Here is a 14,515-nt window from a genome sequence, read left to right as displayed (position 1 = left end):
TTGAAAATTTTCCAACTAAATGCCTCATACAAGCCGGCTTATATATATGGCGGCCCCACTATGTCTGTCTCAAAACTTAGCGAAGAGATTTCAAAACAGGGCAACCCAATAGAGGTAGTTACAACTTCTGCAAACGGGCCAGGTGAACTTGAAGTCGAACTTGGAAAGAGCGTTCTGGTAGATGGAGTTAAGGTAACTTACTATCCTAGAATAACCAAGGATCATACTCATTTTAGTCCTCAACTGCTTTCTGCCCTCGCAAGGAAACTTAAATTATCAAAAGTAAGCAATGAAAGCCCAGTTGTACACGTTCATGCCTGGTGGAACCTCGTTTCCATGTTCTCCAGCTGGATAGCGAGATGGAAAAACATACCTGTTATACTCTCACCAAGAGGAACTCTAAGTGGATATTCTTTTACCAACAGAAATTCAGGACTGAAGGATTACCTACATAGGTTCTTAGGTAAAGGATTATTGGAGTATAGTTATTTTCACGTGACCAGCGAAAAGGAGAAAAGGGATATTGAACGGCTTGTGAAGCCGAAGGGGGTGTTTGTAATACCCAATTTTGTGCGTATTCCTGAATTAACGCCTCACCCCAGCCCTTCCGATTCATCAGAACAAGTCCTCCTAAAAGAGAGGGAGAAGACAACACCTCACCCCGACCCTTCCGATCAATCGGAACAAGTCCTCCTCAAGGAGAGAGAGAAAAACACGCTCAGGCTATTATTTATTAGCCGAGTTGAGGAGAAAAAGGGCCTTGAATTGCTGTTTGAAAGCTTGAAGGAGTTTAAGGCCAATTGGACTCTTGATATTGCTGGTTCCGGAGAGGAAGTGTATGTAAGTAAGTTGAAGTCGTTTACCGAAGAGCTTGGAATTTCCGGAGGTATTAACTGGCTGGGCCATGTGAATAACGAGCAGAAGTTCGACGTGATGGCTGATCATGATGTAATGGTACTCCCCTCTTTTGATGAGAATTTTGCTAATGTTGTTATTGAGTGTTTGAGTGTTGGTACTTCTGTTTTACTTACCCGTAACGTTGGGCTTGCGGATTACGTAGAGGCAAAGGAATTAGGCTGGGTTTGTGAAAGAACTAAAGATGACTTACTTTCGCAGCTTTTTAAAATCAGTAGCAGTCGGGAGAAAATCGAAGAGATTAGGGCAAATGCTCCTTTAATTATCAGGAAAGATTTTAACGAAGAGAAACTGGTGAAGCAGTACATTGCCATGTATGAAGAGGTGTTGAGGCAATCTAAATAATATTATCAGAAATACCATTATATAAGTATGTGTGGAATAGTAGGCTATATCGGCCATCGTCCTGCCTGGGACATCATCATTAAAGGGTTAAAGAGATTAGAATATCGTGGTTATGACAGTGCTGGTGTCGCTCTAATCAATCAGGAAAAAGGTTTAAGAACGTATAAAAAAGCGGGTAAGGTATCAGACCTGGAGGCTTTTGCTAAAGATCTGGATAAATCTGGTTCTATCGGAATGGGTCATACCCGTTGGGCTACTCACGGTGCTCCTTCTGATCGTAACTCGCATCCTCATAGTTCTGGAGATAGAAGGCTTTCTATCATCCACAATGGAATTATTGAAAACTACGCTGTGCTGAAAGAGGCATTGCAGGCAAAGGGTCATGAGTTTAGAAGTGATACCGACACGGAAGTTTTGGTTCACCTGATTGAAGAGATTCAACAATCGGAAGGATTGGATCTGTTTGAATCGGTACGGATTGCGTTACACGAGGTTGTTGGTGCTTATGCTATCGTGGTGATGAGCAAGGATGAACCGGATGTATTGGTGGCGGCTAGAAAGGCGAGTCCCATGGTTATCGGTGTTGGAGATGGTGAGTATTTTATCGCGTCTGACGCCTCTCCTATTATCGAATACACGAAGAACGTAATCTACCTGAAGGATAACCAGATTGCTTATGTAAAAAAGGATGAGCTGGTTATTAAGGGTACAGACAATATTGTGGATACTCCTTACATCCAGGAACTGGAGCTTAAGCTGGAAATGCTTGAGAAAGGCGGCTTTGACAGCTTTATGTTGAAGGAGATCTATGAGCAGCCTAGATCTATCCGAGATTGTATGAGAGGAAGGATCTATCCGAAAGATGGTAAAATCCAGCTGGGGGGACTTAACGAGTATTCGGATAAATTGAAGAACATCAACCGCATCATCATTATTGCCTGCGGTACTTCCTGGCATGCTGGTTTGGTGGCTGAATACCTGATCGAGGAATATGCACGAGTACCGGTTGAGGTTGAGTATGCTTCGGAGTTCCGTTACCGTAATCCTATCATTACTGAAAAGGATGTGGTGATTGCGATCTCCCAATCGGGAGAAACTGCGGATACTTTAGCGGCGATAGAGCTGGCTAAAGAAAAAGGCGCTACTATACTGGGCGTTTGTAATGTGGTGGGTTCTTCTATTCCGCGTATCACTGATGCTGGTGCTTATACGCATGCTGGTCCTGAGATCGGTGTTGCTTCTACCAAGGCATTTACTGCCCAGGTTACGGTTCTTACGTTGATCGCTTTGTTCTTAGCTGAGAAACGTGGTACCCTCCCACAAACGGAGCGGGTGCAATTGCTAACAGAACTGGAGGAGATCCCTGCATTAGTAGAAAAATGCCTTGAGGCGAATGATCATATTTTAACTATTGCTGAGAAGTTCAAGAATTCTACCAACTGTTTATTCCTTGGTCGCGGTACTGGTTTCCCTGTTGCCCTTGAAGGTGCTTTGAAGCTGAAAGAGATCTCTTATATCCATGCGGAAGGTTATCCTGCTGCTGAGATGAAACACGGGCCTATCGCCTTGATCGATGAGGAGATGCCTGTGGTTGTTATTGCTCCGCAGAACTCTTCTTATGAGAAAGTGATCAGCAATATCCAGGAGGTTAAAGCAAGAAAAGGTCAGGTGATCGCTATTGTTACAGAAGGTGATAAGGAAGTGAAGAAAATGGCTGATTATACTATTGAAATTCCTGCTGCTAATGAGGCTTTCTTACCTCTGATCGCTACTATACCTCTGCAACTGCTGTCGTACCATATTGCGGTTCTGAGAGGCTGTAATGTGGATCAGCCAAGGAATTTGGCGAAGAGTGTGACAGTGGAGTAAGGGGTGTTGGGAGTATTTCTATCCGTAGAGGCGACTGCTCTGGCTCTACGGATAGGAATGCTATTATGCCTATTCTACTTCGCTTTCAGAGATGCCTATTTCTTTGGCAATTTCAGCATTAGACATTCCGGTTTTCTTAAGTTGCCTTATTGCCGCCAAGGCTATAGTTCTTTCTTTCTTTACAGCTTCTTCTTTGTCCGCTTCAGCTTTAGCTCTTTCTTCCGTTAGTTTAGCTTCCGCAATGGCACGTTCTTCTTCCCTTGCTACCTGCTCGGTATAAGCTATGGCATTCTCGTAATCCCAACGGGCTTTTAAACTTGATTCGTATTCCATACGTTCCTCCTTTGTGAGCTTAGATACTTCCGATATTTGGAAAATCTTCTTAAAGATCCTCTGATTGAGTATTGCCGGTATTTTATCCAGCTTACTCATATGTTTAAGCATGTACATCCATTTGTCCCGGTTGCCTAATAGTTCGGATTCTTCTTTTACAAAATTACTTAAATCCTTACTTTTTATAAAGTGTGCTACCCTCACTGGGTTCGTACTCAAAGGGGAGCAGATCTCCTATTCGTTGATTTGCCATTGCTCCCGACCAACTAAGCCTCGTATCGAAAAAACCATTTCGGCCAATTAATGCGTGATCCTCGCCCACTGTTAATTGTGATCTCGTCATCCGGTTCTGTTTATACAGCACCTGTATTTTTTGCCCGGATAAAAGGTACTTGTGCTGATTTGTACTAGCTAGTATGGTATCGGCAGAAATATCCTCGTACCTTTTTCTGTATATGGTAAACCCGGCTTTCTCCAGATCATTCTTCCAGAGAGATCGAATAAATTGCATACGGGAACCTTCATACGCTAATGCCCGGTTTCGACGGATTTTTCTATTGTTTCTTGATTCACTATCTTCTTTAAAAATAAAATTTCCTGCATACAAGGTCCGATCAGGAGTATACATGAAACTGTCCAGAAAATATTGAATTGTATAGCCCAGCTTCTTATTTGTTATATCCAAGGGTGCGTTGCATGAAGCGCTAAGCCTTCGTTCTTTTTTATCATACCTGAAATCTATGTCCTCAGCATTATTAATTACGCAACTTTTCGCATACTCGGATGCGCCAATAAATTCACGGAGGAAGATCTTCATTTTCTGCTCCCGCGACATGCCATCATAACTTACTGCCACCTCCTTCAGTTCTATCTGCTTCGGCTTAAGGTAAACCTTCAACCGTTGCAATGGATTGTAGCTATTGATCGTTACGGAGTAATAACCGATATAACTTATTACTAATGGGATTGGATCGGCTTTCACTTCCAGAGCAAACTGTCCTTGTGCGTTTGTTATCGTGCCGCCAGTAGACCCACCAAAATAAACACTTGCACCCACCAACACGCTATCAGTCCCTTCACGGTAAACTGTACCTCTAAGCGTTTGCGCAAATGACCAAAAAGGTAGTAGATAGATTAGGATTATCATCCCGGTTCTTCCAGGCATAGGAGTTTATATTGGTTGAATAACTAAAGTACAAATTTGCTCTCGAATATTACAGTGCAGCCTAGAGTCGGTCAGTGAACAGGTAACATTATAGAGGGTGCGAAATTTTTTCTTTATATTCGTTTTTGCTTTAATATGGCGGTTTATAGGGGGCTTTCGGATGATCAACTTTCGGAATTGCTGAAAACGGGTGATAAAGGGGCTTATACCGAAATTTACAACCGTTACAACAGCTTATTATATATTCACGCTTATAAGAAGTTTCAGAACCGTGAGGAAGCTCGCGATGTGGTGCAGGAGGTTTTTACGATGATCTGGCAACGACGGGAAACGCTGAACAGTGTTTCCAACTTAGGGGGCTTCCTTTATTCCTGCGTACATAACTCGATCCTCAATTTTATTTCCCGCGAAAATATAAAAGCAAAATACATCGACTCCCTCCAAAGCTTCATTAATACTGCGCCTGAACACACGGATAGTCTGATTCGCGAGAAGCAGTTACGCGCTATTATCGAAAAAGAGATTGCTTCCCTCCCACTAAAAATGCGGATCGTATTCGAAATGAGCAGAAACGAGAAGCTAAGCCATCGAGAAATAGCTGAAAAATTGAACATTTCAGAAGAAACCGTTAAAAGACAGGTAAAAAATGCTTTAAAAATCCTAAGAACCCGCCTAGGACTTATTTTATATCTTATTTTCTACTTATTTTACAGATAGTACCATACTTTATTTTAAAAATACCTTCCAATACCTCCACTTTTCTTAAAATTGTTTTATTTTTTTTGAAAATCATCTAACCCCTGGGCTATTTGAGTTTGTCTTATCCATAAATCAGGCTGAGATCCTGAAAAGCTATGCAAAAAATAGAGGCTAAAGAACTACTGATAAAATACAGGCAAGGCACTGCTTCTGAAGAAGAGAAAGCTCTGCTATTAAATTGGGTTACACAATGGGGACTGGAAGAAGAGACAAATCTCTCTGAAGAAGACCTGCTGGAAGAAAGGCAGCTGATCTGGAAAGGCTTGCCTGTGAAGGAACCAAAAATAGTTCCTCTAAGAAGATGGGCTGTAGCAGCCTCTATCCTACTGGCTGTAAGTGTAGGTGGATACTTTTTGCTGAACCGTATTTCTATGAAGGTGCCTGCAGCTTCGGTTTATCGCAACGACATTGCTCCTGGAGCCGACAAAGCAATCCTTACGCTCTCTGACGGTCGTAAAGTGCTGCTTGATAATAGTGCTGCAGGAATTGTCGCCACCGAGGGAAATGTTGCTGTGAAGAAGACTGCTGATGGGCAGATCAGTTATGTGGTAACGGAGGGAGGAAGTTCTAGTAACACAGGCTTCAATACCATAAGCACTCCTGCCGGAGGCCAGTATCAGGTAGTACTTCCTGATGGGACCAAAGTCTGGTTGAATGCCTCGAGCTCGCTGAAATTCCCTGCATCGTTTGGCAATGGAAGAAAAGTGGAGCTGCAAGGTGAAGCCTACTTTGAGGTAGTCAAAAATATGAAGCAGCACTTCTTCGTGAATTCGGGAAAGCAAATGGTTGAAGTGCTGGGTACCCATTTCAACATTAGTGGATATAAAGACGAACCGGCTCTACATACCACCCTTCTGGAGGGATCGGTAAAGCTGAGCACGGATAAGGGATCGAGAATATTGGTTCCTGGACAGCAGGCTATACTTTCTGATACGGACCTTGAGCTGGAGAAAGTCAACCTGGACGAGGTGACGGCCTGGAAGAATGGGTATTTCAAATTTAATGGTAAGGATATCCGTACTATCATGAGAGAGATCGCCCGCTGGTATAATGTGACGGTTGAATACCAGGGCAAGATCACCGCGGAGACCTTTGATGGCAGAATTTCACGGAACAGGAAATTAACTGAGGTACTTAAAGTGATTGAAAGTGCCGGCAAAGTTCACTTCAAAGTGGAAGGAAGGAGGGTTACCGTGATGAATTAGCTCGTTCATACAGGTGATCCTAAAAAGCCAGGACGACGAGGGCAATCGTTATCCTGACTCTAAAATGGATCCAGCACTTATTAAATAAATTTCTGACATCCTGTTGCCCGCCCATCGGAAAATGTAAGGCAGCAGGAAAAAATCCATGCTTAACAAATGTACAGTTTTTACCCTGATTTTTTAGAGGGGCGGGGAGCCTCTTTTCCAAAATTTCGCCTGGCATCCTGCTCGCAACTACGGCTGGATCCGGCAACCAGAAGGAGAATTCTTATGCGGTTTTACCTTACAACTTTTCTGTTAGTCTGTGCCATATTGCAGATATCTGCAAGGTCCTTTGCCCAGAAAATATCCATTTCCGAAAAAGAGGCAGCTTTAATAACAGTGTTCGATCAGATCAGTGAACAGAGTGGCTATGATTTCTTTGTTTCCCGCGCCCTGGTAAAAGATGCCCGGCCGGTAAGTCTGGATGTAAAGAATGCAGAGCTTAAAGACGTTTTGGATAAAGTTTTCAATTGTCAGCCGCTTAAATATTCTATTGTTAATAAAACGATCATTATCAGCCAGAAAGAGGAATCGCTGCTCGACAAGATCAAGGATGCATTAACACTACCTATCAGTGTACGGGGAAGAGTGATTGACAGTTTGGGAAGACCCCTGGCGGGAGCTGTTGTACGGATAAAAGGAGGCTCTGCAGCCTTCGCCACCGACAATAACGGCGAGTTCTTTTTCGGAAGTGTGGAAGAGGGTAGCATTCTTATTGTAAGCTATATCGGTTACGCCACCCGAGAGATACCTGTTGCTAGCTATGTACGGGTGATGATGAGCGTTAATCCGGAGGTTTTGAAGGAGGTAACTATTGTCAATAACGGCTTCCAGGAAATAAACAGGGAACGTGCTACGGGAAGTTATTCAAAGCCTGACATGGAGGTGTTTAAAAACCGTACAGGTACGGTGAATGTACTGACGCGTTTGGAAGGGCTTATTCCGGGACTTACGATTGTGCAGGGGCCTCGTGTTACTATTAGCCAACGTAATGGTAGCTCAACTCCGAACCAGGGGATCGTGCGGGGGACTAGTAGTATTCAGCTGAACCCGGATCCGCTTTTTGTGGTAAACAATGTGATCGTTCCCGATATTTCCACCCTTAACCCGGATGATGTTGCCGATATTACCGTGCTTAAGGATGCTGCTGCTGCAGCAATATGGGGCTCGAGGGCAGCTAATGGTGTAATTGTTATCACTACCAAAAAAGGGAACAAAAACGGAAAACTCAAGATAGGCTACAACAGCTTTGTGAATTTCCAGGGAAAACCTGATTTTGATTACATACCTGTTCTAAGCAGCAGCGACTATATTCGCGCAGCAAGGGAGATCTTTAGTCCGCAGAGCTATCCTCTGGCATCGCTATCCAACTCGGTACTTACCCCGCACGAGTGGTTCCTGTACAATCCCTCTGGTCTTTCTCAGGCTCGGGTGAACGCAGGCTTAGACAGTCTTTCTTCTATCAGCAATAAGGGTCAGATTAGTGATCTTTTGTACCGCAACGCCATCAGCTCTAACCAAACGCTTTCTGCCTCCGGAGGCAATGACCGGTATTCCTTCTACGGATCTTTATCCTACAACAACACACAAACGAACAGGCCTGGCGACAAGAACGATACGTACAGATTAAACTTCAGTCAGAATATCAATCCTGGCAAACGAGTGAAGATTGCGGTAAATTCGATCCTTAGCAATTCTATCAGCTCGGCTTTGAGGCCAATTGCTATCGATAATTCTTTTCTTCCCTATCAGTTGTTCCAGGATGAGAACGGAAATTCTATACCGATGAATTACCTGACAGGCTGGTCGGAAGCGTTAAGGCTGGACTATCAAAACCGTAGTCGTATCAATTTGAACTATGTGCCTCTTGACGAGCTGAACTACGGGAATACGAAATCTAACAGTTTATCGGTACAGCTAAATGCTACTGCTTCTGTGGATATCTGGAAAGGGCTAAGTTTTAAAGGGACCTACGGCTATCAAAAGTCGCCTACCACATCCAGTAGTTACGACGATATGCAGTCTTACAGGATGCGAAGGGAACTGCTAACGATGACTGTTGCTCCTACAGCTGGCTCTACTCCTGTGTATTATCTTCCATCCGAGGGAGGAAAATTCTCCACCAGCACTGTTGACCAGCGCAATTGGACGGTAAGGAATCAGTTGGTATTTAACCAGGCTTTAAGAAAGGGAAAAGATTATTTAACGCTACAGGGCGGACAGGAAATTCAGGAACAGTTTAGTATTACCAATGGATCGACCGTGCGTGGTTATAATCCAGCACTGCAAAGTTATGCCATGATGGATTATACCTTGAACCGGAACGGCTTGAACTCGGTAGTAAGAGGATTTTTCAGCGAGAGTCCCTTCTTCAAGCAAGAAGAGTTACAGCGCTTCAGGTCGTGGTTCGCCCTTGGTAGCTTCAGCTTCAACCATAAGTATGTGATTGATGGTAGCTGGAGGGTAGATCACAGTAACTTGTTTGGTCGGGATAAATCTACTCAAAACAAGCCTGCCTGGAGCATTGGTGGAAAATGGAACGCTTCAAGGGAGGGCTTCTTGAATGATGTAAAATGGCTGAATAACCTGGCTCTTCGCGGAACTTACGGTATTGCCGGAAACTCGCCTTATTCTGCCGCTGGTTCTAACTACAATATCCTTAATGCCGAGTTCGGGCAAAATATAGGTGGAACAGCGCTGACCGTTCAAAGTCCCGCGAATAACCGTCTTCTCTGGGAGATCACGCGTACAAAGAACCTTGGATTTGATCTGGCCGTGTTGAATAACCGCATCAATTTCAGCTTTGATCATTACCGTAAAAAGACAACCAACCTGCTCGGCTCTTCTGTTCTGAATCCTTTTACGGGCTTTAATTCAGTTACCGGGAACCTGGGAGAGCTGACGAACAAGGGGATTGAATTCAGTTTGCGGACTACCAACCTGCGTTCTGCTAATTTCGAATGGGCTACCAATATTACCATGAGCCGCAATAAGAATAAACTGGTGAATTATGGCACGATTAGTCCTTTTCTGAACCAGGGGGCCAGCAAGGTAATGACTAACTACTTCCCGGGCTACAGTATGTATCCGTTATTTGCTTATCAGTATGCCGGGCTGGATAATTTGGGAGATCCGACGATCAGACTGGCTGATGGTACGGTTACTAAACGAATGTCGGTAGCTGTGGGTGATGATGTTGCTTTCCAGGGGACAGTGATCCCTGTATACAGCGGTGGAGTTTCCAATACCTTCAGGTTTAAAGCCTTTAGTTTATCGGCCAACATGATCTATAATTTGGGGCATGTAATGAGAAGGGATGTGAATACCTTTTATACCGGTAGGCTTACTGGCGCCACTACTCTCTTCACCGGAAATATCAGTAGCTATTTTAACGATCGCTGGAAACAACCGGGTGACGAGGCTTTTACAAATGTACCGGCTTATGTGGCTGATCAAAACGCGCATTTCCGCCGGGATATCAACTACTATACAAAGGGTGATATTAATGTGGTGAGTGCTTCGTATATGAAGCTGCGTGATATTACCCTTACGTATACCATGCCGCGCAGCGTTTTACAAAAGGTAAGGATTGACGGATTAAGTGTGTTTGTTCAGTCCGGCAATTTTATGATCTGGAAGGCGAACAAGAATGGAATTGATCCGGAATACCATGACTTAGTTAGCGGCTTAAGAAGAGCTCCGGCGTTTGAGCATCCCATTAGCATTGGTACAAACATTTCACTTTAAGATTCACCTTAGGAATAATAGACATGAGAACCCGATATATATATTGTCTCTTACTAATTTTCGCCTCCCTCAGCTCCTGCAAAAAGGACTTTCTGGAAGTGATCCCGAAAGGGAGGCAAATAGCTGAAAAAACAGAAGACTATGCGCTTTTGATGAACAATAGCACCTTTTATCAGTACCTGAACAGTGGAGGGTGGCAGGTGCCCGTATTGATGGGCGACGATATTGCCGCCGAAGCTACCTTTTTCAATTCTGCCAACCCGCAAACACAACGCCTGTTCAGGTGGGATGATGTAATCTATGAACAGGTAATGGACGTTCCTTCTGATTTGCGAAGCTTTTTACCTCAAATTTATACCTGCAATTTGGTGATCAATGACGTAATGAGCTCAACCGGAGGGACAGAGCAGCGGAAAAAGTCGTTACAGGCAGAAGCTCTGGCTAACCGCGCCTGGATCTATTTTCAGCTGGTTAACTTTTATGCGAAGCCTTATAATGCAGCAACTGCGAGTACCGATCCTGGCTTTCCTATCATTACTGAGGCCGACGCAATGGAGACGTTTTTTAGTCGCGGGACTGTTCAGGGAACATACGACTTCATTATTGCAGACCTGCTTGCGGCTATTGAAAATCTGCCGATGGAGAACGTAATGAAGACGCGCTTTTCTAAACCTGCTGCTCAGGCACTATTAGGTAAGGTTTACCTATTCATGGGAAAACCTGATCTTGCCCTGCCATTGCTGGAATCAGCCTTGAAGAATAATGCAAACTCTGCCAGTCCTGCCAGGCTGTACGATTACAATGTAACCTTTGCTCCGGGTGGCGCCTTTTTGCCTATTGCAAATAATGGCCCTACCTCTCCTGGCAATAACTATAATGATTTTACGGAATCCGTACTGGCAAAGACCTTCGGGAATCCTTTTGCTTTTGGCAACAGCGGTATCATTATTAGTCCCGAAACTGCTGCCCTCTACTCCCCTTCCGACCTGAGGTTGAAGTTTTACAGCCCCACTTACAGTACAGGTTTGCCGAATCCGCAGGGAAGATTACGCAAGTATGGAGTTTCCTATAGTAAGTTTGGTGTGGGACTGCCGGAAGTATACCTGCTTTTGGCGGAATGCCGTGCACGGTTAAACCGTCTGGATGCTGCAGTTTCGGACCTGGAAGCTTTCAGGGCGAAAAGGATGCCGGTGGCAGATGCAAAGGTACCTGCAACGATAGCGGGTAATCAGAACGCGCTTATACGATTCATTTTTGATGAGCGTGTAAGGGAATTTGCAGCTGAAGGATACCGCTGGTTCGATATGAGGCGTATGTCTGTTGATCCTATTTTTCAGGGGATAACATTTACCCATAAAGTTTATCCGTCAACTGCGGGCGATCCTACCATTTTTACCCTCAGGCAGCCGGACCGCTTGGTGCTTCGTTTACCTGCTAATATTATGGTTTCAAACCCTGGAATGGAGAATAACCCTTAGATGACTTCATTCTAATAAACTCAAGAAATGTTCAGGAATTTATGGAAAAAAGGCCTGCTTGCTATCGTGTTTACGATAGCAGGTGGAGCTCTTTATGCTCAAAAATCATTCACGATCAGTGGAGAATTATCGAAAGAAAGATCAGGCCTTATCCGGCTAAGCTATTTTAACGACAGTGTTAGGGTAGTTGATTCAATGCAGCTGCAACAAGGGACCTTTGTATTTAAAGGCAAAGTAAAAGAGCCTGTATTGGCTACCCTGGAGATCAATCCGACCTATAACCGGAGAGTTACCTATGAGGAGTACATGAACCGCGATGCTGTCGAGTTTTACCTCGAACCTTCGGATATCCGTTTTAAAAGTAGCGCTGGAGTAAAAACAGCCACTATCACTGGTAGCAAAAATCAGATCTTACTGGAGAGGATCAACAATCTGCAGGCGAAACTGGACAGCCAGTTAGCGCCGTACGAGAAATTGTATATGAAATACCAGTCGGAACGCGACACGGCAGGTGCGAAGTCTTTGATGCTGAAGGTGAACCCTATCTTAAAGAAGAAAAAAGAAACCGATAGTGTTTTCGTAGTTGAACATCCTGATAGCTATGCAGCCTTTAATATCTTTTATCAAAAGAGGGGACCTTTCATTATAGAGCTTCCGCTGGTTGAACAGGAGTTTAAGCATTTCAGCAAGAAATTGAGAGGGTCTTTCCTGGGTCGGAAGATGGCTGAAAGAATTGCAACAGCTAAAAGGCTTGAACCAGGCAATAAGGCTCCGGATTTCAATCTTCCTGATGTGGATGGCCGGCCTGTGAGCCTTTCTTCCCTGCAGGGAAAGAATGTTTTGCTTGTGTTCTGGACACGTAGCATGCCAAATTTCCCGGCCTTTAAAAGCAATATTAACAAGGCATGGGAAGAGCTGGGTAAGGACAGTTTGAGCGTTCTTGCTGTTAGTTTCGGCGCAGACGAGGCTATGTTCAAACAGATATTGGAACGCGAGTCTATCAAATGGCTGAGTGTTTATGACGTCCAGGGAATGGATTTTCAGAGAATGCGTGGTGTTGGCAGTTTCGCGAAGACCTGGGATCTAAGTCCGATCACGATTCCGCAGGCATGGCTCATTAACAGTGAGGGAATTATCCTTGCCAGGAACCTTAAAATAGATCAAAAAATTGCAGACAGGATACGCGGTTTGCTGCTGCATCCTATTAAAAATAAAGAACATGAATAAGATTATTTGCCTTCTATTCTTACTCCCCTCACTTGCCTATGCGCAAAAGTCGGTGCTTGTGCGCGGAAATGCGGGTAAAGGAAGCAAGGGACAGATTTATTTTTTTGAAAAGCAGGAACGGGCTTCCAGACCTGCAGATTCTACCAGGATAAACCCTAATGGGTCCTTTTCTAAAACTTTTATGGTTAATAGGCCGAGTGCCAGGCTTATGGCCCTAAATAATGAGCAGTCCTATACTATTTGGCTGGGCAATGACAATCTCGAGATCACTTATCAGCCGGATGGCTTGCCGGAGATAAAGGGCGGCGGAACAGAGAATAAGCTGCTTAACGCGCTGAACAAGGCAAAGCTTAAGTACCAATCGTCAATGTCGGGCGGTGTGCCGGATTCAATAAGGCGTAAGGCAGGTCCTGATTACTACAATTCATTACGCTCGCTTGCTGAACAAAATGCTGAGATACCCTCTGTAATCTGCGTTTTGCAACTTTTAAATCGCGAAGAGGACAAAGCCTTGGTATCGGGAATTGTAAAGGGTTTGAAAGCAAGTCACCCAGACAACCCTGCAGTACAGGAGTTCATTGCAGAATTCACTCGGCTGGATCCTGGCCAGGCAGCTACCGACTTCCGCTTCCTTACCCTTGAGGGGCAAAGCCAATCCTTTCGAAACGTTCTTGGAAAAGCTAAATACACACTAGTAGATTTTTGGGGGACATACTGCATTCCCTGCCGCGAGGGTATACCGGGAATAAAAAAGCTCTATGCTCAGTATAAGGATAAAGGACTGGGAATCCTGGCTGTCTCACTCGATCGTAAGGATGACATGTGGAAGAAATCTGTGGCGGAGGAAAACATGCCCTGGGCTCAGGGACGTACTGAAGACGGGGGCAGGGAAGTAATGGAAAAGTATCGATTTAACGGAATTCCCTATCTGGCATTGTTTAACCAAAACGGAGAGATCGTGGCACTTGCGCTTCAGCATGAGGAATTGGAGCAACGGCTTAAGGATCTGATGGGGGCACCTACGGAAAGTACCGCCACTGCTGCTACTGAAAGTGAGGAGCATTGGGCAAGACCTTCGGAAGAAGAGCAAGGCCTGGTTGCGAAAATCACCTCCCGCGACTTGAATGCCAAGTACTCCGCCTTATTAAAGGGCATGACCCTGGAGCAATATACAAGCAGGTATATGAAGGGCCTGGAGGAGAACCTCGATTTGAAGGAATATCAAAAAGGAAAGATAGCATGGTCTCTCCCGGCTAACTACAAGGAATTGCAGGAGATCTACAAGAAAAAAGCAAGCTTGAAAGAGAAGCAGGAAGCCTACCGGAAGGTTGAGGAGAAGCAATTGGGCTTTCTGAGGTTTGCTTTAAAGAAGGATCAATACGAAAAATACTTACGGTTGCGGGTTGGAGAAAAGATTTAGTGTGAGAAAA

At 44.5% G+C, this 14,515-nt stretch carries 10 protein-coding genes; 8 read left to right on the top strand and 2 right to left on the bottom strand.

The window, feature by feature from the left end:
* Positions 1-1,260 carry an XrtY-associated glycosyltransferase XYAG1 gene (locus J4N25_RS15920; RefSeq protein WP_207422781.1) on the top strand — a complete coding sequence of 420 codons (1,260 nt, stop codon included), beginning with the start codon at positions 1-3 and terminating at the stop codon, positions 1,258-1,260.
* 27 nt (positions 1,261-1,287) lie between these two features.
* Positions 1,288-3,129, top strand: a complete 1,842-nt coding sequence (glmS, locus tag J4N25_RS15915; RefSeq protein WP_207422780.1) for a glutamine--fructose-6-phosphate transaminase (isomerizing) — start codon at positions 1,288-1,290, stop codon at positions 3,127-3,129.
* A 69-nt stretch (positions 3,130-3,198) separates the two neighbouring features.
* Here glmS and J4N25_RS15910 read toward each other — a convergent pair whose 3' ends face one another.
* Together J4N25_RS15910 and J4N25_RS15905 are read right to left on the bottom strand one after the other, a co-directional pair.
* Positions 3,199-3,666, bottom strand: coding sequence for a PD-(D/E)XK nuclease family transposase (locus J4N25_RS15910; RefSeq protein WP_207422779.1), 468 nt, complete (start codon positions 3,664-3,666; stop codon positions 3,199-3,201).
* Positions 3,638-4,627: a carboxypeptidase-like regulatory domain-containing protein gene (locus J4N25_RS15905; RefSeq protein WP_207422778.1), complete on the bottom strand. Its 990-nt coding sequence runs from the start codon at positions 4,625-4,627 to the stop codon at positions 3,638-3,640. The genes J4N25_RS15910 and J4N25_RS15905 overlap by 29 nt, the downstream gene beginning before the upstream one ends.
* A 135-nt stretch (positions 4,628-4,762) precedes the next feature.
* Here J4N25_RS15905 and J4N25_RS15900 point away from each other — a divergent pair, with 135 nt between their 5' ends.
* The 6 genes from J4N25_RS15900 (at position 4,763) to J4N25_RS15875 (ending at position 14,505) form a co-directional block, all read left to right on the top strand.
* The gene (locus tag J4N25_RS15900) at positions 4,763-5,344 is read left to right on the top strand and encodes an RNA polymerase sigma-70 factor (protein ID WP_207422777.1); all 582 of its coding nucleotides are present in this window, start codon (positions 4,763-4,765) and stop codon (positions 5,342-5,344) included.
* Positions 5,345-5,481: 137 nt separating this feature from the next.
* Complete coding sequence (locus J4N25_RS15895; protein WP_207422776.1) at positions 5,482-6,591, top strand: FecR family protein; 1,110 nt, start codon at positions 5,482-5,484, stop codon at positions 6,589-6,591.
* Positions 6,592-6,747: 156 nt separating this feature from the next.
* Positions 6,748-10,380 (top strand): SusC/RagA family TonB-linked outer membrane protein, encoded by a 3,633-nt coding sequence (locus J4N25_RS15890; RefSeq protein WP_207422775.1) that lies wholly within the window; start codon positions 6,748-6,750, stop codon positions 10,378-10,380.
* 23 nt (positions 10,381-10,403) lie between these two features.
* Positions 10,404-11,858 carry a RagB/SusD family nutrient uptake outer membrane protein gene (locus J4N25_RS15885; RefSeq protein ID WP_207422774.1) on the top strand — a complete coding sequence of 485 codons (1,455 nt, stop codon included), beginning with the start codon at positions 10,404-10,406 and terminating at the stop codon, positions 11,856-11,858.
* Between the two features lie 27 nt (positions 11,859-11,885).
* The gene (locus tag J4N25_RS15880; RefSeq protein ID WP_207422773.1) at positions 11,886-13,085 is read left to right on the top strand and encodes a DUF4369 domain-containing protein; all 1,200 of its coding nucleotides are present in this window, start codon (positions 11,886-11,888) and stop codon (positions 13,083-13,085) included.
* On the top strand, positions 13,078-14,505 hold the full coding sequence (locus J4N25_RS15875) for a thioredoxin-like domain-containing protein (RefSeq protein ID WP_207422772.1): 1,428 nt from the start codon (positions 13,078-13,080) through the stop codon (positions 14,503-14,505). Before J4N25_RS15880 ends, J4N25_RS15875 begins: the two co-directional genes overlap by 8 nt.
* Positions 14,506-14,515: the final 10 nt, after the last annotated feature.

The sequence above is a fragment of the Desertivirga brevis genome (assembly GCF_017355835.1).
This window is presented reverse-complemented; position numbering and strand designations above follow the sequence as displayed.